The following is a 21,997-nucleotide window of genomic DNA, read 5'->3' as shown; positions in this document are numbered from 1 at the left end:
CAACTCAACGAATGTCCACATTGACAGCCGGTGGCAAAGGCACCGGAACGGGAAGCGGCCCGCTTTCATCCTTGAAACTGACATTCCCGATACTGATCTGTGTCGTGACAGGCTTTTGCGCGAGGATCCTGAATCGCACATCCACGGCGCCGCCACCCTTGCTCAGTTTCAACACACGTGTTCCGGATTTATCACCTTCGTCCACCGGCTCAAGCGCCGCAGGGTCATAATTCAGCTCCAGTTCGCCAGGCGGGAGCGCATCTACGCCGGCGGCGGCCACGCTCACCGCAAATTCCTGTCCTGCGGAGACCTGCTCCGGCGCAGCCAGTGTCACAACCGGCGTCCCCTCGGCAGGAGGCGGCGGTGGCGGGCGGGGTTCCTCCCTGGGAGGCGCAGATGGCCACTGCCGGTTGGCATCAGCACCGGAGGTTGGAGAGGAAGAAGCCATCGCCAGCGCCCGCGGCGCCACCTTGCCGATCATCAGCGGCGAAGCCGCTATCGCGTTCTCCGTGCCGAAGTGCACTTCACTGGCTGCTTTTGCAGGGCGTGCAATATTGCGCACGATGCGCGGCGTGATCAGCAGTGCGATTTCAGTCTTGTTGCGCGTGACGCTCCGATTCGTAAACAGCTTCCCAACCCACGGCAGTTCAGCCAGACCTGGGACCTTGGACAGCGTGGCGCGCTCATCATCGCTGATCAATCCTGCCAGAACCTGCGTTTCGCCATCCCTCAATGCCAGCGTGGTCGACGCCGTGCGCGTACCCACCTGATAGGCAATGCCGTTATTTATCTCCACTTCTTTTACGATATTGCTGACTTCAAGGCTGACCTTCATCGACACCTCATCCTGCAGGGAGACCGTGGATTCCACGTCCAGCTTGAGCCCGACGTCCAGATAACTGACCGACGAAGCCACGCCAACGTTGGCGGCGGCAGTTGTCGTGACTACAGGCACCTTATCGCCAATGAGAATTTTTGCCTTTTCCCGGTTCTTGACACGAATGCGTGGATTGGCAAGTACATTGATAATCCCGTCCTGCCGCTTCAAATTGACAACCAGCGCCGGATTGGCGACGAATCCAATCAAATTGTCGAGATTGGAACCATTGCGGTTAATGCCTGCGCGGCTGATCTGGAAGGGCGGGAAGGGAGCGGCGCCGGCAGCGCTCGCTGCGGTAAGGTAATTCACGTTAAGCTGGTCCGGGTACTGCAGCCCCAGGTTGAGCAGTTTGTTGCGCCCGATTTCCAGCACCTCCACTTCCAGCATGACTTCGGGATCGGCAAGGTCGTTCAATGCAACCAAGCGCTCGACCAGCCGGATTGCCTCCGGCGTGTCTTTCATGACGAACAGGTTCAGCTTTTCGTCGACATGCATGTCCTTGGTTTTGACCAGTCCCTTGACCATCGCGACCATCTGCTTCACATCGGTATTCGTGACAAAGAAACTGCGCACCATCAATTCCTGGTATTCCTTCTGCTTGGCCGGAGTATTCGGATAGATCAGCACCGAATTTTCGTTGAGCACCTTGTGTGCGAGCTGGTTCGTCACCAGCAGGAGCTTGAATACATCCTCGATATTGGTCTCGCGCACGAAAATCGTCGTCTTGCTGTCCTGCTTGACGTCCTTGTCAAAGACCACGTTGATGCCGCCGGTGCGCGCCAGGATTTCGAATACCGATTTCAGTCCCGTGTCGCGAAACTCAAGCGTGATAGGTTTTTTGAACGCGGTTTTCAGGACAGGGCCCGCTTGCGCAGCCTGCACTTCCATCTCGGTGATACGCTGAATGAGCCTGCGCGCATCCCGCTGCATCGGATTTTCCTGCAGCACGGAGCGGACCTCGCTTGAAGCAACCGCATACTCCCCCCGCTCCAGCAATTCTTCCGCGCGTTTTATTGCCGCTGTATGGCGTCGATCCATATTGATCGCCTCCAGCCCGGCGAGTGCGCGTTCATGACGTGGATTTATTTCAAGCGCCCGGCGAAAACCCCGTTCAGCCGCTTCCAGATCACCTGTAGACCTGGCGGCTTCCCCCTCGAATACGAAACGCGCGGCTACCGCTTCCCGCTGACGCGCGAGCACCGCACGAATTTCAAGATTATCCGGATTTTCGCGCGCCGCCTGTTCGAGACTGGCAAGTCCGGTGTCGAGCTTGCCCTCGGCTAAGAGCCGCTTGCCCTCCACAAACGCATTGTTTGTCGCGCATCCTGCAATTCCGGCAAGAACCAGGGCAAGCAGAACGTGTTTGCCAGTTTTCATGGAATGTTTGCCGCCCCCGCGGTAGCAAGCATCTGTCTGGCGTTAAGGGGAAGATAGGTGAACGTGATGCCGTGGTCGCTCACCTCATCCAATCGATACTGGTTATTGATGCTCTCACCGGGTCTGACGATATAATTGCGTTCTCCCAGGGCGAGAAACACGCGTGTTTCATTCCCTTCGACAACCTTGCCCAGATACCTGAATTGCATCGGCGGCGGAGAGGGCCGGCTTGGCGGGGCCGGGCGAGGCGGTGGAACCCATGACCTCTGTCCGAAAATGTCACCAGCCTGGGCGCTGAATTTTCTGCGCTCCAGCCGCTCGAGATCCAGCTCACCGGCTTCATTTTCGGCAGCTTCATTTTCGGCGGCGTTTCTGCCTGCAGATGCTTCCTTTCGGAAATTCCGCGCTTCAGCAGATTCCGGAAGCGCTTCCGGACCTGCTTCGCCCTCTTCTCCGCTCACCCACTGGGCCGCGAGAAGCGTGGCCAGCAGCGCTCCAGCCAGCCATAACTTGCGCGCCTTCTCTGTCGGTTTCAATGCTTGCCTTCGCCCAGATAGAGATTGAATTTGATATTCGCTTCCAGCAGCTCCGCGTGTACCCCTTCGCGCCGGATGGCAACGTCAACCAGCGCCATTGCCGGTACCGCGTGCAAGGCATCGGCAATGAAACCCCGCAATTGGGAATAATTTCCGCGGACCGGGACCATCATTTCGTAGCGCGCCAGTTTCAGATCCTTCTCTCGTACCATGCGGTATTCAGTGCCGCTGATTTCCACACCCCGTTCTCCTGCAATCCGTACCAGTTCTCCAATCCAGAACGGGGATGAATCCAGCTTCGGAAAAAATGCGTAAAACGCCGGCAATGCCTGGTCGCCTTGCAGTCTTCGCCTGGGCCTTCCGCTCTCGGTGGAAGGCTCCATTCTTATCCTTGCTTCCAGCACCTCGGCTTTAGCCATGAGCACCTTCGATTCCTCCTGTCTCGGCAACACGGCTACCAGAAAAAATACGGCGGAGAATACAAGCAGCCCGAAGCCGAGTTTTCCCGCAGGACCAAGCCGCTCCGTTTGCCAGCGCACCCGCAGCCATACCGTTTTAATGGAGTTCAAGTCCATGACGCCGTCAGAAAAAAGACCACTGGCCGCTGGGGATCATCCCGTTTGACTTCATACTTGAGCAGATAAGCATCCTTGACAGCGGATTGGCGCTCCAGGGCACTGACAAAATCAAGCATGGCCGACGTATCCTTTGCTTCCCCCCCGATACGGACTGTGCGGCCAAAAATATCCGGTTGAAACGACAGCAAGGCCACCTCCTGGCTCGCCGCCTGCTCGACTGAATCAAAAAGTGATTCCCATGGCAAATCGATCTCGCTCATCACCGCATTGGCTTTTTTGAGTTCGTTTTTTATTTCGCGCCCGCCCTGTGCTGACCAGATGCGGGACGTGGTCTTGCGTTGCGCTCGCCGATCCATGCTGGCGATGCGCAGGTCCCAATAAGCCACCTCGTCCATGGCCGATCTGAATTGATGCAGCACTCCTGCCAAGGCGACAGCGCCCAGCAAGACGAGAAAGTAACCCGCACTCCGCGCCTCTCCCTCGGGAGGGAATCTCAGCTTCAACCTACGCATCAGGTGTTGCGGTCTGGGTCATGTTATTGAAAGGGTAAGGGGCCGGGGCAGGACGCGTTTTATCCCCCAGTGGAACAACTTGCCAGCCACTGCCTTCTGGCAAGGTCAAACCGGGATGCTCCGGCGCGAAAAGATACACTTGTCCGGAGGTGCCGGCGGGCGCGGAAAAAAGCAGCGCTTCACGCTCGAGCGCGACAAGGAGTTCCTCTTTCACATCATCCAGTATTCTCTGATTCAGGATTCGCAGCCATGCCCCCCCTTCCAGCAGCGCCAGGCAAAGCCGGCCGGTTTCGACCAGCGCGAACCATGCGCGTCCCTTGTCGAAACGGTCGTGCCAGTGGTCGAATACGCTCGTGAAATAGGGCTCCACGTATTTGAGCTTCATCCGCTGACTGGCAGCGAGTTCTTCCAGTCCTTGCAGAAAACCGTGCTCTATCGCTGCACAAACGGCCCCTGTTGCCGGATCCCAGGAACTTGTGGTGAGTTCCCACCCCCCCGTTCGCTCCCCATATATTTCCCGCATCTGGAAGGCTGCGTAAGCCCGCAACTCCACCGGAGTCTCGATCTTTGATTGGGGCGGTATCACGGCGTAGCGGACAAAGTGATTGGACAGGAGAATATGGATCTCAGCGCCCGTTCCGGTCGGAAGCATCCGTTTCAACTGGGCAAGCGCCGCTCCCCAGGCGGTTCCCTCGTCAGCGCGTTCACATGCTGCCACCTGTCTCTCGGACTGACCTGATTTTACGTGGCGCTGCAAGCGGACGAGCTCGACCCGGTGCGGAGACAAAAAAGCGCTGATCCGGTTACGCCGCAATAGTGACACGGTTTGCCTCCTGTAGACTCGTCTGCCCGCTCCTGACCATGGCCAAAGCGGCATCCCGCAGGAACAGAGTGCCTCCCCGCCGTGCGGCTTCCTTTATACGGCGTACAGGTTCTTTCGCTACGATGAGTTCGCGGATTTCATCATTCAATACCAGGATTTCCGCGATTGCGTTTCGCCCGCGATAGCCGCTTCCCCGGCAATGGCCGCATCCTTTGCCGCTGCGGAATCTGAACGTAGCGATCTGCTCAGGATCGATCCCGGATTCCGCAATCAGTTGCGCGTCGGGTTGTTCTTCCACTGCGCAATGCACGCAAAGCAGGCGCACCAGCCTTTGTGCGGCAATCCCATTCAAGGCAGAAACGAAACTGTAGGGATCCACCCCCATGTGAGTAAAACGGCCGATGACATCAAAAACGCTATTGGCATGCACGGTGGTAAATACGAGATGCCCGGTCAAAGCGGCCTGAATAGCAATCTGCGCCGTTTCCGGATCGCGGATTTCTCCTACCATGATCTTGTCGGGGTCGTGGCGCAGGATGGAGCGAAGGCCGCGCACGAAAGTCAGTCCTTTTTTCTCATTGACGGGTATCTGCAATACGCCAGGCAATTGATACTCGATCGGGTCCTCAATGGTAATGATCTTATCGTGACCCTGATTGACTTCCGAAATCGCCGCGTAAAGCGTTGTAGTCTTCCCGCTGCCGGTGGGGCCTGTCACCAGCAGCATTCCATAAGGTTCCGAGCTCAAGCGTCGCAGGGTGGATATGGCGACTCGATCGAATCCAAGATGATCGAGGGTCAAGCCCTTGACATGATCGGCCAATGCCTGGCGGTCGAGAATGCGCAGTACGGCATCCTCTCCGAAAGCACTGGGCATGATCGAAACACGAAAGTCGATCTCCCGCCCCTGAATGGAAATCTTGAAGCGACCATCCTGGGGAACCCGTCGCTCAGCTATATCCAGATCGGACATTACCTTGATACGGGAAATGACCTGTTCCGCCAGATCAGCCCCCTGCACCACCCCGATCATGGTCAGTACACCGTCAATGCGATATTTGATCGACAGGGCGCCGGGAACGACTTCCAGGTGAATATCGCTCGCCTGGGACTTATGGGCATCATATAGCGTCGAATGCACCAAACGGACCACCTGGCTGGTGCCTTCGTTGATTGTCTTCAGCGAGAGGTCTTCCTCGCCCGACTGCCTGGCGCCCCGCTCTGCCGCAGGCAGCACGCTGTCCATGGCACGCATGGTCTGCTCCTGCTGGCTGAAAAAGGCTGTCAGATCGGCGGGATGAACCAGGTGCCATATCGCGGGAATATCGATATATTCTTCCGCCCAGGCTCTCAGGCTGGAGGAAAAGGGATTGCTGACGGCAAGGATGTGCTTCCCCTGCTGGCGAAGCAATACGCACTCCTTTTTAGTGGCTTCACTGAAAGGCAATATTTCAAACGCTGGAGTTGATGCTCGCAACTTCTCCATCGTCAATACCGGCATCCTGAGCAGCCGGCCGAGTTCTGCGATCAACTGCTCCGGCTCGCATCCCAGTGTTTCCTCCAGGATGCCGATCACCGGAACAGCCCGGTTAGCGGCCTCGCTGCGCGCCGCCGCCAACCGGTGCGCATCCAGCAGGAGTATCGGAGACGGCGGCTCTGGCGCCTGCGCGCCTACCGGACGCTCATCCCGGGAATATTCTTCCTGGAGCGCAAGAGACAGGTGCCCTGTTTGCTCGGGATTCTCCCTGCGCTCGCTGATGAGTACGGAAGATGCATTCATAATGTATATCCCATCGCCCTTGTCGAACGATTCGGCAATGGATCAACGAAAGAAAAAACCGGAATTCGTCCCGCAGATTCTGATCTGCAGCAGAAGCAACGCATCTTCAGGGGTAACCGGAGGACGCCAATAGACTCAACCCACGCTTCCTGCCAACTGAAAGATGGGCATATACATGAGAATGATGATTCCACCGATGACTGCGCCGATCACGGCCATCAACACCGGTTCGATCAGCTTCGTCAGCCATTCGACCCACCGCGCAATTTCTTCATCATGAAAGTTGCCGATGCGCTCCATCATTTCACCCATGAGGCCGGTTCTCTCGCCGACCCGCAGCATCCGGTTTCCCACTGCAGTGGTCAATCCTTGCGCTTCCATCGCGCTTGAAATGGTTTTTCCTTCACGGATAAGAACCGCCGCCGCCTCGACCTTTGGCCGAAAGTGCGGCTGAAGCAGACCGGTAACCATTTCCAGGGCTTTTGCAACCGGAATGCCTCCGCGCAACAACATGCCCAATGTCCGGTAAAAGCGCGCAAGCTGGTAAACGCGCATGCGTTCCCCGATGGCCGGAATGCGCCATAACTGCTGTGCCGCATGCATCCTGAAAGAAGGACGTGCGATCCCGTACAGGATGATGCTGGAGACCGCCGCCACAAGAACTGCCAACTGCCCCCCCTGCTCATGCACGAAATGCCCCCATCGAATCAGTAGCACGGAAAGAAAGGGTAGATCCGCTCCGGTATCTTCGTAAATGGCGCTGAATTTCGGTACTACGAAAATCAGCAGGAAGATAGCAACCAGCAATCCGATTATCAGCAGGAGAACCGGGTAGATGGATGCACCGATCAGCTTCTTTCGAACCAGATCCATCTGCGTCTGATAGGCGATGAAACGGGTCAACGCTTCGGGCAAATCACCCGTACGTTCGCTCGCGCGTGCAGTAGCGATATAGAGCGGTGGGAAAGCCTGGGGAAAAGATTCGAGCGCCCGCGAAAGAGTCACGCCTTCGTAGAGCCGCGCCAGAATCCCTTCGATAATCTTGCGCGTGCCATTATCCTGCTCTTTATCAGCCAGTGTCTCGATACTTTCCACCAGACTGAGGCCGGCGACAAGCAGGGAAAGCAGTTCCTGGCTGAAATGCGCCAGCGGAAAGCGCGATTTCGGCTTGGGTATCCAAACTGTAAACCTGCGCCTGACATGCAGGACCATTCCCCCTTGCGCTGCGATCTGGAGACGAGCATCCTCCTCGCTATCGGCTTCGAGTTCCAGAAGTACTGTGCCCCGTCCGGCGAGCACAGCTTTTACCTCATACCGCATTGCAGCCTTCCAGCTCGCCTACCAGTTCGTAATGTCGGCTGCTTCACCCGTACCCCCGGGCTGACCGTCCTTGCCGTAGGAAAACAGGTCGTACTCTCCCTGTTCGCCCGGATACCTATAGACGTAGGCCCGTCCCCAGGGATCCGGGGGAGACGTTTTTTTCAGGTAGGGGCCCTGCCATTTCGGCTCGCTGGATGGACGCATTGTCAATGCCGCAAGGCCCTGCTCGGCAGTCGGGTAGTGTCCGGTGTCCAGACGATATTGATCCAGGGCTTTCTCCAGGGAATCAATCTGGGCCTGAGCCACTTTCACTTCGGATTTCCCTACCTGGGAAAAATACTTGGGCGCCACATAACCTGCCAGCAAGCCGATGATGACCATGACGACGAGCAACTCAAGCAATGTGAATCCGCGAGCCACTTTACGCCAGCGGGGCGCGCTTGACTCCCTCATTTCAGTATTTTGATTTTGATATCTGCTCATGGACTTCCACACCAAGTGTAAGTGTCTTACGTGACAAAACTATTACTAAAAACGAGCTAGGGGAGCTAAAAAAGTCCGATTGACTGGCGGCTAAAAACCGCGCGAATCATATTAACTTCCCTGTAATTTCGCAAGTAATAAAGAATAAAGGAAAACAACATCGGGGTCATCGCTCACATGCAGTGTTCTCGATGGTTTTTCATTCCAGTACAGTAGAGAGTATCCATGATCCCCGAGCCGATGATACTTCCGCTGGCGAACCGGCTGACTTCAAGTGCTCCTCCACTTCCATGCCATGCTATTCTTGAACACATCCAGGTAACTGAAAGCGGGAAGAAACAGGATGCTGGGAGCGATAATCCTGCTTGCGTCACAGGAAAAACTGTACTATCCTTCGGGCGGCGCCGTCAGGCGCTCCACCCGTTTTCATGTAATTGGCATCTATTGCGCTCATTTCCGCTTTATCCATGTCGATCCGAGTTCTGCTGGCTGTCAACCACCCGATCGTTCTTTGGGGATTGGAAAAATTCATAAATGAGTCTCCGCAAATACAGGTTGCCGGCAAGGCAACGAACGGCGCGGAAGCACTCCTTCTGGCTAGAGAGCAACAACCCCATATCCTTCTGCTCGATCCATCTCTAGGCAGGGAAAGCGGAGTGGACCTTATCCCTGGGCTGTTGGCCGAGGGGAATTTTCACGTCATTATCTTTACGGAGATTCGCGATCGCACCGCTGTTGATACAGCCGTGCTCAACGGAGCACGGGGAGTAGTCTATAAAGAGGAGCCTGCCGAAACCATTCTCAAAGCTATCGAGAAGGTTCACAAGGGTGAACTGTGGCTGGATCGAAGCACTACCGGTCGTATTTTTATCAGCTTATTGCGCCCCGGTAAAAACACCGCCTGTCTCATAACAGAAAAAATTACCACTCTTACCCCGAAGGAGCGGGCTATTGTGAACGCCTTTGCGGAGGAATCAGGTGCGTCAAACAAGAAGATCGCCCGAACCCTGTGCATCAGCGAACAGACCCTGAGAAATCACCTTACGTCCATCTTCAGCAAACTCGATATTACCAACCGTTTCGACCTCTTCATGTTTGCAAAACTTCATCGGCAGGAAATCGGCCCACCGATGAATCGCTTAAGTCAATCCATCCCTTCCACGAGCAGTTTGTAGCTGCCTTCATCCAGCAGCAGCCTGCACTGCTGTCCTTATTCTTTCCCCGGCTTTCTCCTCCCCCACCTCTCGCTACTCCTCCAAAAAACGCTTTGCGCAGCTCATCCGCCAGGTTCGATCTTGAATCTTTTCCAGTTGTTCTGTTGATTTGGAACCTGCGGGCAAATGTAGCTTCCGCCACCTGTTCAGGTTGCCGTCCCGGTACTAATGTACTGACTTCCTTGAACAAAATTGGTACATGTACCCTATTAAAAAAGTACACCCCTCCCATGGCTGCATCACTGCTATTTGCTCATAATCTGGCCGCCATAAACAGTGGTTATTGAGGACGAAATCGTCGTCTTGATGGGCGTCATGGCATATATCGAACCGTACGCTGTTCCACTTGATCCCATAGAACTTCTGACAGGTCTTACGCGAAAGACGCAGGAATTGTTCAGAGGCCCTTCTAAAGAAACTCAACAATCATAGTTTTGGACTGGCAAGGCCGCTTCGGCCCGGAACCTCATTCGTTCAAAAATTACAACTCTAGAGGAACCTTCAAAAAATGAAGTATCAACATAGCGATGCTATGGAGGATTTCTTTGCTTCCGATCTCCTCCGGCATTCCTCAATTACTTTTTCCTTCAAGCGTTTTTGCGGCGGACTGGCTCTTCCGTCTGTGCTCTGTCTGACTCTGCTTTCTTTACCCATGGAGGAAAGCGCTGCGGCCGAGCATCGGATTGAAATGGCGGCGGAGCAGCTTGAAGATGGTGTACTAGCGTATCGGATGGTTGAACACCAGGTAGACAAGGTAAATATTACTTCCCGCTACAGCAAGCAGGCGACAGTGCCCGGGCCCACGATCGTCCTGACTGAAGGTGACAAGGTCAGGCTGACCATACGCAACGGCATCAGCATGAGTCCAGACCAGCAGGTCAGCGTCCATGTGCACGGAGTTCACTACAATATCCTGAGCGACGGCTCGCTCAAGATTATCAACAAGATCGACAACGAAGGCGCCTATCCCGACCATGGCGGCCACTTCTATACCTATATCTGGGATGTTGCCCCTGGCACTGCCGGTACCTGGCCTTATCATGATCACAATTTCGAAACCCACAACGGCGCGGAAGACAGGGGACTTTATGGCGCTGTCATCGTCAATCCGGCATCGGGCACGGTAACGGCCAGTAACGGCAGCAGCATCTCAAGCATACCGGTTGCAGGCATCAGAAAAGATTATGTGCTCTATCTGAGCGACGATGCATTCTGGGGGATGGAAATTGACGGCGCCACCAGACAGCAGACCCCACTCGGCGCAAATCCCCTGCTCAGCGCAACCAGCGGCGACAACGTCAGGTTTCACCTGATCGCGATGGGCACCTATCTGAACCGATTCCAGCTGGAAGGCTATCAATGGGTGGATCCGGGAACGGCCAGGCTGATCGGTTCGAAAGACATCGGCCCTCTCGAAAATCACGCGTTCACGATCAAGGCATTGGGCAGTGCAAATTACATGAATGCAAACTTCTCGCGCAAATTGATGGGCATGAAAGGCAGCTTCATTGTCACCAATGCAGTTCCCCACTGAACTGATCGAACCGGTAAAGATTAAAAGGAAAAAAATTTAAATGAACAAAATTATTCTTGGGCTGAAAACAGCGTCGGTGAAGGCCGCAGCGCTTGCGCTGCTTGCAGCCTCGCTGCTGGCTTCGCAGACAGCACTGGCGGCGGTCCATGACATTTCATTGACTGCCGAGATATTACCCAATGGCCAGTACGGCTACAAAAGGGGAGATAAGGCCGTAATTCCCGGGCCCACGCTCTTCGTGAAACAAGGCGATACTGTCAATGTCACGGTTACCAACAACACTGATAAACCCGCCGGTTTCAAAGTGCCCGGTCTTTCAACCGCCACCGCCGCACAGGCAGCGCCGAATGGCGGAACGCTGAGCTACACATTCACCGCCACCAGAACCGGGGCCTATCCATATTACGGAGAGGGGCAGCAGCTTCTCGGGCTGTTTGGCGCTGTAGTTGTGGATAGCGCGGATGGCAAGGCGGAAAGCTTTGTGGATGGCGATGGCGCCGTCAAATCGGTTCGTACCACGGATCTCTCCAGGCAATTCGTCCTGTTCATGGTGGGATCGACTTTCTGGGCCACCGAGATATCCAAAACCGGGATGGAGACTCCCTTGTGGACCAATCCCACTCTTGGCGCTGTCGAGAACGAGATTGTCCGGTTTCACGTCCTGTCGATAGGGCCGGGGCATACTTTCCACCTGCATGCGCACCGCTGGCTTGAGCAAGGAACAACCAGCGTGATCGACACGAGACTAATGGCAGATGTGGCGGACAGCCATACCTTCACCATCAAGGCAGGTACCGGCGTCGGTGCCGGCGACTGGCAGTACCACTGCCATCTGTTCTCACATATGGAAGCCGGCATGCACGGCAGTTTCAAGGTTTACTCCACCAAGGGTCCGAACAAGGGAACAGGTAACAGTATTGCCGGCGCTTCTCCCTATGGGGCCATTTTCGGGAATACGAGCAACGATCCTGGCCTGGTTACTTTCGTAATCTCCGACGAACCTGGCATGTGGTTCAGGAGCGCACGCAGCGAAACCATCTTCAGCGTTACCGGCAGCACCCGCTCTCTGGAAGTGATTCCTCCCGGCAGCAGCGTCAACTTCATCATGGCGGACACCAACACGGTCCACACCATGACCAGCCTGCTATGGCCCAGTGCCGCGGGAAACCCGTCGAATGGACACCACTCCAATAACGGCAACGGTAAAAGCAGGGGACGCGGCACTGCCCATACCGAACACGCATCCATGCCGTTTGACCAGACCCGGGCATACAAGGGCGGCGGCATCGTCAAACTGACAACGCCTGGTCTGTATGTATTCACCTGCAAAGTGCATCCCTATATGTTTGGCGCGGTAATCGTCGATGACCCGGATACCGAGGGGCTTGACCTGGGCGACACCATCAACCTGGCGACAGGCATCGTGAATCTTCCCACCAGCAGCGATCTGGCTACCCGATTGCTGAGAACCTTCTTTATCGCTACAGCATCGAATAACTGGCAGAAATTTAATTCTCCCACGCCCTGGAAAATAACTTATCCCAGCGTTCCCGTCAGGATTACCGGTGGGGCTGTTGCCAACCTGTCGGAGGTCCTGACAGCCAGATACGGCAACGATGTGGCACTGACGCCCCAGTTTTCTCCCGCTGTACCCGGTGTGGGGGAGGTATGGGTCGACACCCAGTTCGAAAAAACTGCTGGCAAGACCAAGCCCGGCACCATCACCGTTGTGGATACGAGCAACTGGAAAGTATCGCGCAAGATCGCCCTGCCGCAGATCAATATGAACAACCCACACAACATGTGGACGAACAGGGATCAGTCGGTCGTTTATCAAACCCAATGGTTTGACAACAAATTAACTCTGATCAATCAGAAAACGGGGGCGCTGATCAAAAATATCCGCGTAGGTGAAGCTCCGGCTCACGTTATGACCCGTCCCGATAACGACGACATCACGGTGACCAATAACGGCGAAGACGGAATTTCCCTCATCCCGGCAGGAACGACGGAAGTCAGCCAGATGCTGCCTACGCAAAAATCCGGACAGCAGGCAACCAATCCGCACGGACACTGGATCAGCGCGGATGGCACCCAGGTGGTCACGCCCAACATCTTTACCGGTGATGTAGGTTTCTATGACCTCAACAGCGGGGCCATTCTGGAAAGAACTCCCACCGGGGAAAACGCTCCGGGCGCTCATCCCATTGCCATTGCCATGATGCCCGATTCCAGTAAATACTATGCCGCCAACCTCCTGCATCACAGTGTGAGCGTGCTCGACGGGAGTGGGACATTGAAGAAAACGATCAATCTGATCGCGGACTATAACCCTATTGACGGAACCATACAGGATCGTGACGGAGACGGACAGGCTACCGTGGGCATACTCCCCATCCAGTTGCCCGTCTCTCCTGATGGTCGTTCGGTAGTGGTCGCAAATATGGGTGAATCCATCATTGTCATCGACACGATGACTGACCGGGTCGTCAAAATGCTGCCCTGTGACGCGGGTTGCCATGGGGCGAATTTTGGCGCCAAGAAAGGCGGTGGATACTATGCCTATGTCACCAGCAAGTTCTCCAATGAGCTTATCGTGGTGGATACCGATCCCAACAATGATGGAAACCTGTCAGATGCAATGATAGCGGGACGGGTTTCCCTGGTGAGCGATTCCAGCGTTCCCGCTGATGACCAGATCAGCAGCCTGGCGGGTTATGGGGGCCAGGGAGTGCTTGCTATTCCAAATGTATACAATAGCTGGGTCAAGAACCTTCCCGGGGAATGGAAGGAACAGTTGACCGCAGCGCAACAGGACCCCTCTCTGCGCCAGGATTAACAATCCTGCCAAAGCTATAAAGCTATTAAATCGGCCATCCATTGTGATGGCCGTTTTTTTGCCCGAGGGGACTGGCCTACGCGCAACCTGACGGAACTGCTGTTGCCGACAGAGGGAGTGGGGGAAATAAGGCTGTTGAGCTACGCCCTGAGGCAGATTACCCGAAGCGAAAGAAATATCCTACAGGTCGCACTACCTTATATTCCCTATGTGCATGCCTGGAAGCATCTGGAAATCGATAGCCGCCATATCGTGAGGTTTAGGGTTTGCAAGCCTGCCGAACGATTATGGACGCTTGAACAGGGCATCAGGAGTGCCAAGACAACGTAGCGCGAAAGGGATCTCCCGCATTGCTGAAGCAAGAAAAATCGCATTTTTTGAAAACCCCGACGACCTGGTAAACCGCGCCTCCTTGAATACCGCTGAAATTCGTGCGCTTGCCAGTGCAGGTGCCTTGCGAACTCCTTGTCGGGTCATAGGCGCCACATTGTGGACAGTTACATCTCATATCACACAGCGGGACCTGATGCGGGATGCTCCGGCGAAGGAAACATTGCCAGTCATTCCGACCGCACCAGAGGGAGAGGAAATCATCGCCGATTACGCCAGCATCAGGCTTACCTTGCGTAGACACCCCCTTGCACTGCTGCGGGCCGAAGTTGGCAAGAATGAACCTGCGCTCGGCAAGCAGGGATTTTCATTAGGCCTCAATCAAGCCTCAATCTTGTGAAACTTTGCTGGGATCACCAGGGACTGAATATTTGCAAAAACATTTTTCATCAGGATTTGCTATAAATCATATGCTGCATTGCAAGTTGGAATATCTGGTTCAAATTACCCGGAGAAAAGTCCATGAATATTTTCAGACGTCATTCCTTGTTATTGAGTTGTGGCATTGGATTCGCCGTATTTTCGGGCGCCCTTGCAGCTCAGGGTTTCGATCAGTTGAAAGACATCACGGGAAGCGGTCTCGGCGGTGCAGCCTCATCATTGGGACTGTCATCCATAACGTCCGGGAGCACGGGCAATGCCGCGGGAATCATTGAGTACTGTATGAAAAACAATTATCTGAGTGGCGACAACGCTTCTTCGGTCAGGGATCAGTTGATGGGAAAGATTAGCGGCGGCGGAGATCAATCAGCCCAAAATAATCCCGACTATATCAATGGCGCGCAGGGTATCGTGAGCGGCAGTGCTGGCCAGAACGTGGATTTGAGCATGGCGGGCATGAAGGCTTCCGCAGTGAAAAAGGCGTGTGAGACGATACTTGAACAGGGCAAGTCCATGCTTTGAAGAATCTGTCCAGATTGCTTCAATCTCCCATAAAGGCTTTCGCCGCTTCACTCTCTAGTGTGTCCAGCAGCGCCTGCCGGGGAAGTTACCGCCAGCAGGCGCTGCAAGGGCGTGGAAAACGCCAAGTGATCGCAGCAAAATCGGTATCGCTCATTCCATGCTTGCGGCACAGTTCGGGTACCTGAACGCCGCTCTCCCTGAGAGATTTCCCAATATAATCAGACAGTGCTGATGCACGTGCCAACAAAATTCGTACTACCTCTCCTCTCGGTTCTCCTGTTTTCGCAAGACGGTTCTAGCTCGTATCCGACTTATGACATAAAATCATTTGCAAACCAGCTTGTAAGAAATTTCGGGAAAAATATAGTCCGATGGAAAGCACCTCAGGAGTGCACGAAGGCAACGTCAATGAGTTGCTATTGATTCAGCGCTCTGCACTGCTACCACTATCTCATTCGCATCGATCAGAGGCGACCCATTTTTATTTGAGGAATGACAATGGATCATATAAAGAATGAAGAGCAGTCTCTTGAAAATGCCGGTTCGCTTTTATCCAGCGAATCCATTCTCGGCGAACCTGAACCTTGGGAAAGCTGGGAAACCCAACTGTGCTTATGGAGCATAGGCATTGGCATCGCCGGGCTTGTCATCCTGGGTGTGCTGGTCGACTTGTTCCTGCTCCCCAAATAAGACGGATGCGAGCCGATCTCGAGGTTCGGTTGACGCACGACGGGAGCAGGTGGATCGCATATCACCCCGCCTTCGAAGCACGCGGAAACACGCTGCTCGAGCTGGACCAGGATGTGACGAGATGCCTGCTGGATCGGCAACTCTTCCAGCAGAATAATCAGGTCATGGTCTTCATGGCTTTTGACTACACCTGCATTCCAACCTGGATACGGCAATACGCTTATCACTACTTCAATCGCTACATCCGGCTGGATCTGAAATCACCTACGCAAGAAGCGCAATAACAAGGAATCAAGGGCAAACAAGGGGAATAAGCGAAATGAACAGAAAATGGTATTCCGGGATGGCAAGCACGGAAGACTGGTGGGCTGTGTGGCTGGGGCTGATCATGTTTCTTGCAAGCGTGAGTTCCCTCTGGGGATGGGATCTCACTGGCTGGATGGCGAAAACCAGCACCTGGGTTTGGGGAAAATTCTCGATTGAAACGGCATTGAAACCCAGCGGCAAGGTGGCGCTGCATCCCGCCATGTCGTTGCTGGTCACCTATCTGGTATTCACCACGCTGACCTGCATTGCCGCATGGGCAATGAAGCTCAATGTAAAGCGATTCTTCGCCGCATGGACCATGCTTTTCGCGCTGACCTGGGTTGTCTGGATCATCGGGCAGGAAGCCCATTTCAAGGTGCCGGTTCATGAGTTCGCCAAGCATGACCTGTCCTGGGGATTGTCCCTTGGCGGCGGTTTCTCCTACCTGCTCGCCCTCGTGATCGGGCTGATCATCGGAAATTTCTTCAAGGGAACAGCTGCTTTCCTGAGTGAAGCCGCGAAACCGGAATGGTTCATCAAGACCGCCATCGTGTTTCTCGGCATCAAGATCGGCGTCATGTCCATGGAGGCGGCGGGCTTTGTCCAGGAACTGGTCCTGACGGGCATCGCGGCCACTTTTGTGGCTTACATGCTGTTCTGGCCAATCGTCTACGCGCTCGCCCGCAAAGGGTTCAAGCTGTCACGCGAGGCTTCTGCCGTACTCTCTTCCGGTATTTCCATCTGCGGCGTCTCGGCCGCGATCGCCACTGCCGGCGCGATCCGCGCTCGCCCCGTCATTCCCGTCGTTGTCTCGATACTGGTGGTGATTTTTGCCATGTTCGAGCTCATCATCCTGCCAGGGTTTTACGCCGCCGTAGCCCCCAGCCAGCCCATCGTCAACGGGTCCGCCTTGGGGCTCACGGTCAAAACCGATGGCGCCGATGCAGCCGCCGGAGCAATCCTGGATGAACTGATGCGGGCAAATGCCCAGGCCAATGGCGTAGTATGGAAAGAAGGCTGGATCCTGATGGCATCGCTCACCACCAAAATCTGGATCGATGTGTTCATCGGCGTCTGGGCGTTTCTGCTGGCGCTGGTATGGGTATACAAGGTGGAGCGCAAGCCGGGGCAATCCAGAATCGGGCTCTCAGAAATCTGGCATCGTTTTCCCAAATTCGTTCTGGGCTACCTGATCGTCTGGTTTTCCTATATTGCGCTAGCCTCCAGCGGACCGGAAGTTGCCAAGACCTTGCATACGGCTGCCACGCCGGTAGAGGGCTCCATGCGTACCATGATGTTCATGCTGACTTTCCTCAGCATCGGCACCATAACCGATTTCAGCAAGCTCAAGGGAATGGGCAGGCTGGCGCTGCTTTATGCGATTGCCTTGTTCGGCATCATCGCTCCGATTGCTTATGGAGTGGCGTGGATATTTCATCGGGGGATGATGCCGCCGGTTCTATAAGGCGGTGTAACCCGCTCACGTAGGGGAAAACTGTGAGCAACTTCACCTTGAGTAGCTGAGCGGAATGAGCGACGACACTTGCGTCTAAAAGGGAATATCGTCATCCTCGAATTCGAACTCACCGGTGTATCTGTATACATCCTCTAGCGCTTTCGCTACCTGTTCGCGAGCCTTTGTATCCGCGTTTAACGCTCTCTCACCACTTGTTCCATAGGGTGCCCAGATCTGCAGCGACCTCTTCTTAACGTTCCAATAAAGACTAATGGAAGTGGGTGCGATAGGCTTCTCGTGAAGATGCTTGAGACGCCAAGAAACGAACCATCCGATTTGCTTCCGGAAATCGTCAATAAGCACCTCAAGCCGCTTTGAGTCCTCAACAATGTCCTTATAGAAGGACTCGTGCTCTTGCTCGAACCAGCGGCAATTAGCCTTATGTAGCTGGCCATATTCTGGCAGAATTTGCGAGAAAGTATCGGCGCGAAGAAATCGAATTCTGGAGAATGTCTCGCGCTTCCGAATAATATATCGAGCGATGTATTGTTCAGAGTCCACAGCCGTTGCTTCGATTTGTTCATCTTCAAACTTCAATCGAACCAACTCGGCATCGACTACTGAGAGTAGATTAAACTGATACACAGATGGCGTCTTCTTCCTCTGAGGTAGAGCTCCGAGTTCATATGCCTGAGCCTTCATTAGCGAAGTAATTGCCGAGAAAATATTTTTGTCATTCTGAGGGGTCCCAGAGATTTTGTTCATTTCTTGAAACGCAAACACTTCAACGGCGGGTGTTTGTAGAGCATTTGCGACGCCAAGCGATTTTAGCTGCTCGTGATACCGCTTTGCAGAACCCCCCACCGCTAGTTGGAATGATATAACTTTGTCATTGGCCCAGACGTGTAAGGGGTGCCAGTCGTAATTCGGATCTTTTAGATCAAGTTTGCGCGAAAGCAGCGTCCACGCATTAGTTTCACTCTTCTTGCAGCTAATAATAAGCGATGTGTAAACGTCAAGGTGTTTTACCTTGGAGACTTGGTAAGCAATAAGATCAATCTCTCGCACTGACTCTTCCGCGTCGTCCACGTAGTACCGGTTACTGATGACCGTCCAGCGGGCTGCCTTAAGTTGTTGCGCAATTTGATTTTCGAGGACAAAGCCCGTCTTGTCGATGTGTGCTAAGAATTTTCGGTGAGTCATATTTGCTATGACAGCTATGAACAAATGAGCCGCAACTTACATAGCTAGGCTGAAGTTGGTCATGCACGACGTAGTGTCGGACACTGTTTTCGAGGTCTGCATTGAGCAAGTTGAAATATGGCCTGCACTGTCGATCCGCGGAGGCCTCCTAAATGTTTCACAAACCCAAGTCCTTCCAAATCTCATCGACTCTTGCCTTCACTCCCTCATCCATCACAATCGGCTTGCCCCATTCCCGAGCTGTCTCACCCGGCCATTTATTGGTGGCATCCAGCCCCATTTTCCCGCCCAGCCCGGATACGGGGCTGGCGAAGTCGAGATAGTCGATGGGTGTGTTTTCCACGATCAGCGTATCCCTCGCCGGATCAACCCGCGTGGTGAGGGCCCAGATGACTTCCTTCCAGTCACGGATATTGACGTCATCATCGGTGACGATAATGAATTTGGTGTACATGAATTGCCGCAGGAAGCTCCACACGCCGAACATGACGCGCTTGGCGTGGCCGGCATATTGCTTCTTCATGCTCACCACCGCCATGCGGTAGGAGCAGCCTTCCGGCGGCAGGTAGAAATCGACGATCTCAGTGAACTGCTTCTGCAGCAGGGGAACGAACACTTCATTGAGCGCCACGCCGAGTATGGCGGGCTCATCCGGCGGTTTACCGGTGTAGGTGGAGTGGTAGATCGGATCGCGGCGCATGGTGATGCGCTCGATGGTGAATACCGGGAAGGTTTCCTGCTCGTTGTAGTAGCCGGTGTGATCGCCGAAAGGACCTTCCACTGCCGTCTCATCGGGATAGATGTATCCCTCCAGCACGATTTCCGCGCTGGCGGGGACTTGCAGGCCATGTGTCAGGCATTTGACGATTTCGGTTTTCGCGCCCCGCAGCAGTCCGGCGAACTGGTATTCGCTCAAACTATCCGGCACGGGTGTAACGGCGCCGAGTATGGTTGCAGGGTCCGCCCCCAGGGCTACTGCAATTGGATAGGGCTGTCCCGGATTGGCGAGAGTGAAATCGCGGAAATCCAGCGCGCCACCACGATGCGCCAGCCAGCGCATGATGACCTTGTTGGGGGCGATGACCTGCTGGCGGTAGATGCCGAGATTCTGGCGCGTCTTGTGCGGGCCTTTGGTAACGGTCAACCCCCAAGTGATCAATGGGCCCGCATCGCCCGGCCAGCAGGTCTGGATCGGCAGCTTGCCAAGGTCCACGTCTTTGCCTTCCCAGACGATTTCCTGGCAGGGCGCTCTTGAAAGCTCCTTCGGCGCCATATTGAGCACCTGTTTCAGTACGGGCAATTTCTCCCATGCGTCTTTCAGGCCTTTGGGGGGATCGGGTTCTTTCAGATAAGCGAGGAGCTTGCCCACCTCGCGCAGTGCCTCGACTGAATCCTGCCCCATGCCCATCGCGACGCGCTTTGGCGTGCCGAACAGGTTTGCGAGCACCGGAATGGCGTGCCCCTTGGGTTTTTCGAACAGCACTGCGGGACCACCCGCTTTCAGAAGACGGTCGCAGATTTCTGTCATTTCCAGATGGGGATCGATTTCGATCGCTACGCGTTTCAGCTCGCCCTGTCTTTCCAGTTGCGCAAGAAAATCGCGCAGGTCCTTGTACTTCATTTACGCCCTTTACGTTGCGGGTCCCGGGTCCCGGTGCCTCAATAAGCCGCTCTTACCAGGTAATCGCCAGATAATCCAGCGCGATACCGGCAAATATCGCTGCGCCCACCCAGTTGTTGTGAAGAAAAGCCTTGAAACAGCGCGCACGGTCGCGGTCGTGAATCAGGCCGTATTGATACAGGACCAGTCCCAGCGCTGTCGCAAGACCGATGTAATAAACGGTGCCGAGATTGTGGATCAGGCCGATGGCAACCATGCTCCCGAGGAAAACCGCGTGGCACAGCATCACACCGGCCACGTCGAAACGTCCGAACGTGATGGCGGAAGTCTTGATGCCGATCTTGAGATCATCCACCTTGTCCACCATGGCATACTCGGTATCGTAGGCGATCACCCACAAGAGGTTTGCTCCCATCAGGAGCCAGGCAAGGAATGGCACTTCCCCGGTTTGGGCGGCGAATGCCATCGGGATGCCGAAGCTGAAGGCGATGCCAAGATAAGCCTGCGGCATGGCAAAAAACCGCTTGGTGAAAGGGTAGCTTGCGGCGAGGAACAGGGCGACAAACGAAAGCTCGATGGTAAGCCGGTTCAGCGGCTGGATCAGCAGGAACGCCACGAAGCTCAAACCCCCGGCCAGCAGCAGTGCTTCCCTGGTACTCACCGCTCCAACTGCCAGGGGGCGGTGCCGGGTGCGCTCGACATGCCCATCGAAATTGCGATCAGCATAGTCGTTGACCACGCACCCGGCGGAGCGCATCAGCACCGTGCCCAGCACGAATATCAACAGGATATCCAGCCGTGGCACGCCTTCCGCCGCCAGCCACAAGCCCCATAGCGTCGGCCATAGCAGCAGCAGAATGCCGATAGGCTTGTCCAGCCGCATCAGCTTTTCGTAATGCACGAAACGTTGAGTGAGTGTCACGCGAACTCCAGGATGGAAGGAAGAAACACCTCAATAACCAATATAAATACACTTCCCGCACCAACGCCAGTTTAGCCCCGCCCTAAATTCGCTATGGCCTCATTGGCCAACTCATCGCCGCAGGTCACGTCCAGCGACTGGAACACAGCCTTGACACTGAGTTCCCCATAGCAGCGGCATTGAATAAGCTGGGTAAGCAAGGCGCGATTCTGCAGCCAGCGCGTGCGGAAAGAAAAGGGTGAATTATGCCGCATTATCCCCTGCGGCTGAATCCTCAGCCCCTTGGAGCCGAGGAAAAGTGATCTCTCTTTCAAATAAGCGGCCTTTTCGGGTTCATTACATTGAAATTCCCGCAGGATTGACTAAATTCAAAAGGCAGAGCACCAGATAGACGAGCGGGAAGTGTCCCAAAGGAAGAGCGTTGGATGATGGAAAAAGCCGCAAGATCGATGCCAACCACGAATAGCGAAACTTTCCTTTTTCCCACCTCGTTTGCGCAGCAAAGGCTGTGGTTTTTCGAGCAACTGTATCCTGGCAGCACGGTTTATCACCTGAGCACAGTGTTGCCGTTCGACGGCCTGCTGGATCGCAAGGCCCTGGAAGAGAGCCTGGGCGATCTGCTCGACCGCC

22 protein-coding genes are annotated in these 21,997 nt (G+C 54.8%); 10 read left to right on the top strand and 12 right to left on the bottom strand.

The window, feature by feature from the left end:
* Positions 1-4: 4 nt before the first annotated feature.
* From AC52W5_RS02595 to gspG, 8 genes are all read right to left on the bottom strand, one after another.
* Entirely contained in the window at positions 5-2,257 is a 2,253-nt protein-coding gene (locus tag AC52W5_RS02595) for a secretin GspD/PilQ domain-containing protein (RefSeq protein WP_495669869.1), read from the bottom strand.
* Positions 2,254-2,793: a secretion system X translation initiation factor gene (locus tag AC52W5_RS02590; protein WP_074975152.1), complete on the bottom strand. Its 540-nt coding sequence runs from the start codon at positions 2,791-2,793 to the stop codon at positions 2,254-2,256. The genes AC52W5_RS02595 and AC52W5_RS02590 overlap by 4 nt, the downstream gene beginning before the upstream one ends.
* Positions 2,790-3,362, bottom strand: coding sequence for a hypothetical protein (locus AC52W5_RS02585; RefSeq protein WP_495669868.1), 573 nt, complete (start codon positions 3,360-3,362; stop codon positions 2,790-2,792). The genes AC52W5_RS02590 and AC52W5_RS02585 overlap by 4 nt, the downstream gene beginning before the upstream one ends.
* A complete protein-coding gene (locus AC52W5_RS02580) occupies positions 3,359-3,883 on the bottom strand; it encodes a fimbrial assembly protein (RefSeq protein ID WP_495669867.1) in 525 nt (174 codons plus the stop codon). The genes AC52W5_RS02585 and AC52W5_RS02580 overlap by 4 nt, the downstream gene beginning before the upstream one ends.
* Positions 3,876-4,706: a hypothetical protein gene (locus AC52W5_RS02575; protein WP_495669866.1), complete on the bottom strand. Its 831-nt coding sequence runs from the start codon at positions 4,704-4,706 to the stop codon at positions 3,876-3,878. Before AC52W5_RS02575 ends, AC52W5_RS02580 begins: the two co-directional genes overlap by 8 nt.
* Positions 4,687-6,486, bottom strand: coding sequence for a GspE/PulE family protein (locus tag AC52W5_RS02570; protein ID WP_495669865.1), 1,800 nt, complete (start codon positions 6,484-6,486; stop codon positions 4,687-4,689). The genes AC52W5_RS02575 and AC52W5_RS02570 overlap by 20 nt, the downstream gene beginning before the upstream one ends.
* Positions 6,487-6,621: 135 nt before the next feature.
* Positions 6,622-7,806, bottom strand: a complete 1,185-nt coding sequence (locus AC52W5_RS02565; RefSeq protein ID WP_495669864.1) for a type II secretion system F family protein — start codon at positions 7,804-7,806, stop codon at positions 6,622-6,624.
* Between the two features lie 18 nt (positions 7,807-7,824).
* On the bottom strand, positions 7,825-8,259 hold the full coding sequence (gene gspG / locus AC52W5_RS02560; RefSeq protein ID WP_495669863.1) for a type II secretion system major pseudopilin GspG: 435 nt from the start codon (positions 8,257-8,259) through the stop codon (positions 7,825-7,827).
* 497 nt (positions 8,260-8,756) lie between these two features.
* On the opposite strand from gspG, the gene AC52W5_RS02555 reads away from it, so the two are divergent.
* The 9 genes from AC52W5_RS02555 to AC52W5_RS02515 all read left to right on the top strand — a co-directional run bounded on the left by AC52W5_RS02555 (position 8,757) and on the right by AC52W5_RS02515 (position 17,630).
* The gene (locus AC52W5_RS02555) at positions 8,757-9,464 is read left to right on the top strand and encodes a response regulator (protein WP_495669862.1); all 708 of its coding nucleotides are present in this window, start codon (positions 8,757-8,759) and stop codon (positions 9,462-9,464) included.
* A 547-nt stretch (positions 9,465-10,011) separates the two neighbouring features.
* Positions 10,012-11,037, top strand: coding sequence for a multicopper oxidase domain-containing protein (locus tag AC52W5_RS02550; protein WP_258192227.1), 1,026 nt, complete (start codon positions 10,012-10,014; stop codon positions 11,035-11,037).
* Positions 11,038-11,077: 40 nt separating this feature from the next.
* Positions 11,078-13,876, top strand: coding sequence for a beta-propeller fold lactonase family protein (locus tag AC52W5_RS02545; protein WP_495669861.1), 2,799 nt, complete (start codon positions 11,078-11,080; stop codon positions 13,874-13,876).
* Between the two features lie 102 nt (positions 13,877-13,978).
* Complete coding sequence (locus AC52W5_RS02540; protein WP_256210487.1) at positions 13,979-14,206, top strand: hypothetical protein; 228 nt, start codon at positions 13,979-13,981, stop codon at positions 14,204-14,206.
* The gene (locus AC52W5_RS02535) at positions 14,190-14,606 is read left to right on the top strand and encodes a hypothetical protein (protein WP_495669860.1); all 417 of its coding nucleotides are present in this window, start codon (positions 14,190-14,192) and stop codon (positions 14,604-14,606) included. The genes AC52W5_RS02540 and AC52W5_RS02535 overlap by 17 nt, the downstream gene beginning before the upstream one ends.
* Before the next feature lie 122 nt (positions 14,607-14,728).
* A complete protein-coding gene (locus tag AC52W5_RS02530) occupies positions 14,729-15,169 on the top strand; it encodes a YjjA family protein (RefSeq protein ID WP_113066451.1) in 441 nt (146 codons plus the stop codon).
* A 498-nt stretch (positions 15,170-15,667) separates the two neighbouring features.
* On the top strand, positions 15,668-15,859 hold the full coding sequence (locus AC52W5_RS02525; protein ID WP_107761384.1) for a hypothetical protein: 192 nt from the start codon (positions 15,668-15,670) through the stop codon (positions 15,857-15,859).
* A gap of 5 nt (positions 15,860-15,864) precedes the next feature.
* Positions 15,865-16,143 (top strand): DUF5395 domain-containing protein, encoded by a 279-nt coding sequence (locus AC52W5_RS02520; RefSeq protein WP_495669859.1) that lies wholly within the window; start codon positions 15,865-15,867, stop codon positions 16,141-16,143.
* Positions 16,144-16,178: 35 nt separating this feature from the next.
* Positions 16,179-17,630 carry a putative sulfate exporter family transporter gene (locus tag AC52W5_RS02515; protein ID WP_495669858.1) on the top strand — a complete coding sequence of 484 codons (1,452 nt, stop codon included), beginning with the start codon at positions 16,179-16,181 and terminating at the stop codon, positions 17,628-17,630.
* An 84-nt stretch (positions 17,631-17,714) separates the two neighbouring features.
* Here AC52W5_RS02515 and AC52W5_RS02510 read toward each other — a convergent pair whose 3' ends face one another.
* The 4 genes from AC52W5_RS02510 to AC52W5_RS02495 form a co-directional block, all read right to left on the bottom strand.
* A complete protein-coding gene (locus AC52W5_RS02510) occupies positions 17,715-18,824 on the bottom strand; it encodes a hypothetical protein (protein WP_495669857.1) in 1,110 nt (369 codons plus the stop codon).
* Positions 18,825-18,981: 157 nt separating this feature from the next.
* Entirely contained in the window at positions 18,982-20,445 is a 1,464-nt protein-coding gene (ubiD, locus tag AC52W5_RS02505) for a 4-hydroxy-3-polyprenylbenzoate decarboxylase (protein ID WP_495669856.1), read from the bottom strand.
* A gap of 52 nt (positions 20,446-20,497) precedes the next feature.
* Positions 20,498-21,367: a 4-hydroxybenzoate octaprenyltransferase gene (gene ubiA / locus AC52W5_RS02500; protein WP_495669855.1), complete on the bottom strand. Its 870-nt coding sequence runs from the start codon at positions 21,365-21,367 to the stop codon at positions 20,498-20,500.
* Between the two features lie 71 nt (positions 21,368-21,438).
* A complete protein-coding gene (locus tag AC52W5_RS02495; RefSeq protein WP_495669854.1) occupies positions 21,439-21,621 on the bottom strand; it encodes a hypothetical protein in 183 nt (60 codons plus the stop codon).
* Positions 21,622-21,792: 171 nt separating this feature from the next.
* Here AC52W5_RS02495 and AC52W5_RS02490 point away from each other — a divergent pair.
* Positions 21,793-21,997: condensation domain-containing protein (locus tag AC52W5_RS02490; RefSeq protein ID WP_495669853.1), on the top strand; the 205-nt coding region annotated here is incomplete at its 3' end.

The organism is Nitrosospira sp. CT (assembly GCF_059489795.1).
Note: the sequence above shows the minus strand (reverse complement) of the source record. Positions and strands in the feature narration are given on the sequence as shown.

What these genes read in the sequence shown, in the direction of transcription:
- AC52W5_RS02510 (WP_495669857.1), bottom strand. Translation starts at nt 18,824, where the DNA reads ATGACTCACCGAAAATTCTTAGCACACATCGACAAGACGGGCTTTGTC.
- AC52W5_RS02555 (WP_495669862.1), top strand. Translation starts at nt 8,757, where the DNA reads ATGTCGATCCGAGTTCTGCTGGCTGTCAACCACCCGATCGTTCTTTGG.
- AC52W5_RS02550 (WP_258192227.1), top strand. Translation starts at nt 10,012, where the DNA reads ATGAAGTATCAACATAGCGATGCTATGGAGGATTTCTTTGCTTCCGAT.
- AC52W5_RS02530 (WP_113066451.1), top strand. Translation starts at nt 14,729, where the DNA reads ATGAATATTTTCAGACGTCATTCCTTGTTATTGAGTTGTGGCATTGGA.
- AC52W5_RS02565 (WP_495669864.1), bottom strand. Translation starts at nt 7,806, where the DNA reads ATGCGGTATGAGGTAAAAGCTGTGCTCGCCGGACGGGGCACAGTACTT.
- AC52W5_RS02570 (WP_495669865.1), bottom strand. Translation starts at nt 6,486, where the DNA reads ATGAATGCATCTTCCGTACTCATCAGCGAGCGCAGGGAGAATCCCGAG.
- ubiD (WP_495669856.1), bottom strand. Translation starts at nt 20,445, where the DNA reads ATGAAGTACAAGGACCTGCGCGATTTTCTTGCGCAACTGGAAAGACAG.
- AC52W5_RS02520 (WP_495669859.1), top strand. Translation starts at nt 15,865, where the DNA reads ATGCGAGCCGATCTCGAGGTTCGGTTGACGCACGACGGGAGCAGGTGG.
- AC52W5_RS02515 (WP_495669858.1), top strand. Translation starts at nt 16,179, where the DNA reads ATGAACAGAAAATGGTATTCCGGGATGGCAAGCACGGAAGACTGGTGG.
- AC52W5_RS02525 (WP_107761384.1), top strand. Translation starts at nt 15,668, where the DNA reads ATGGATCATATAAAGAATGAAGAGCAGTCTCTTGAAAATGCCGGTTCG.
- AC52W5_RS02495 (WP_495669854.1), bottom strand. Translation starts at nt 21,621, where the DNA reads ATGCGGCATAATTCACCCTTTTCTTTCCGCACGCGCTGGCTGCAGAAT.
- AC52W5_RS02580 (WP_495669867.1), bottom strand. Translation starts at nt 3,883, where the DNA reads ATGCGTAGGTTGAAGCTGAGATTCCCTCCCGAGGGAGAGGCGCGGAGT.
- AC52W5_RS02545 (WP_495669861.1), top strand. Translation starts at nt 11,078, where the DNA reads ATGAACAAAATTATTCTTGGGCTGAAAACAGCGTCGGTGAAGGCCGCA.
- AC52W5_RS02595 (WP_495669869.1), bottom strand. Translation starts at nt 2,257, where the DNA reads ATGAAAACTGGCAAACACGTTCTGCTTGCCCTGGTTCTTGCCGGAATT.
- gspG (WP_495669863.1), bottom strand. Translation starts at nt 8,259, where the DNA reads ATGAGGGAGTCAAGCGCGCCCCGCTGGCGTAAAGTGGCTCGCGGATTC.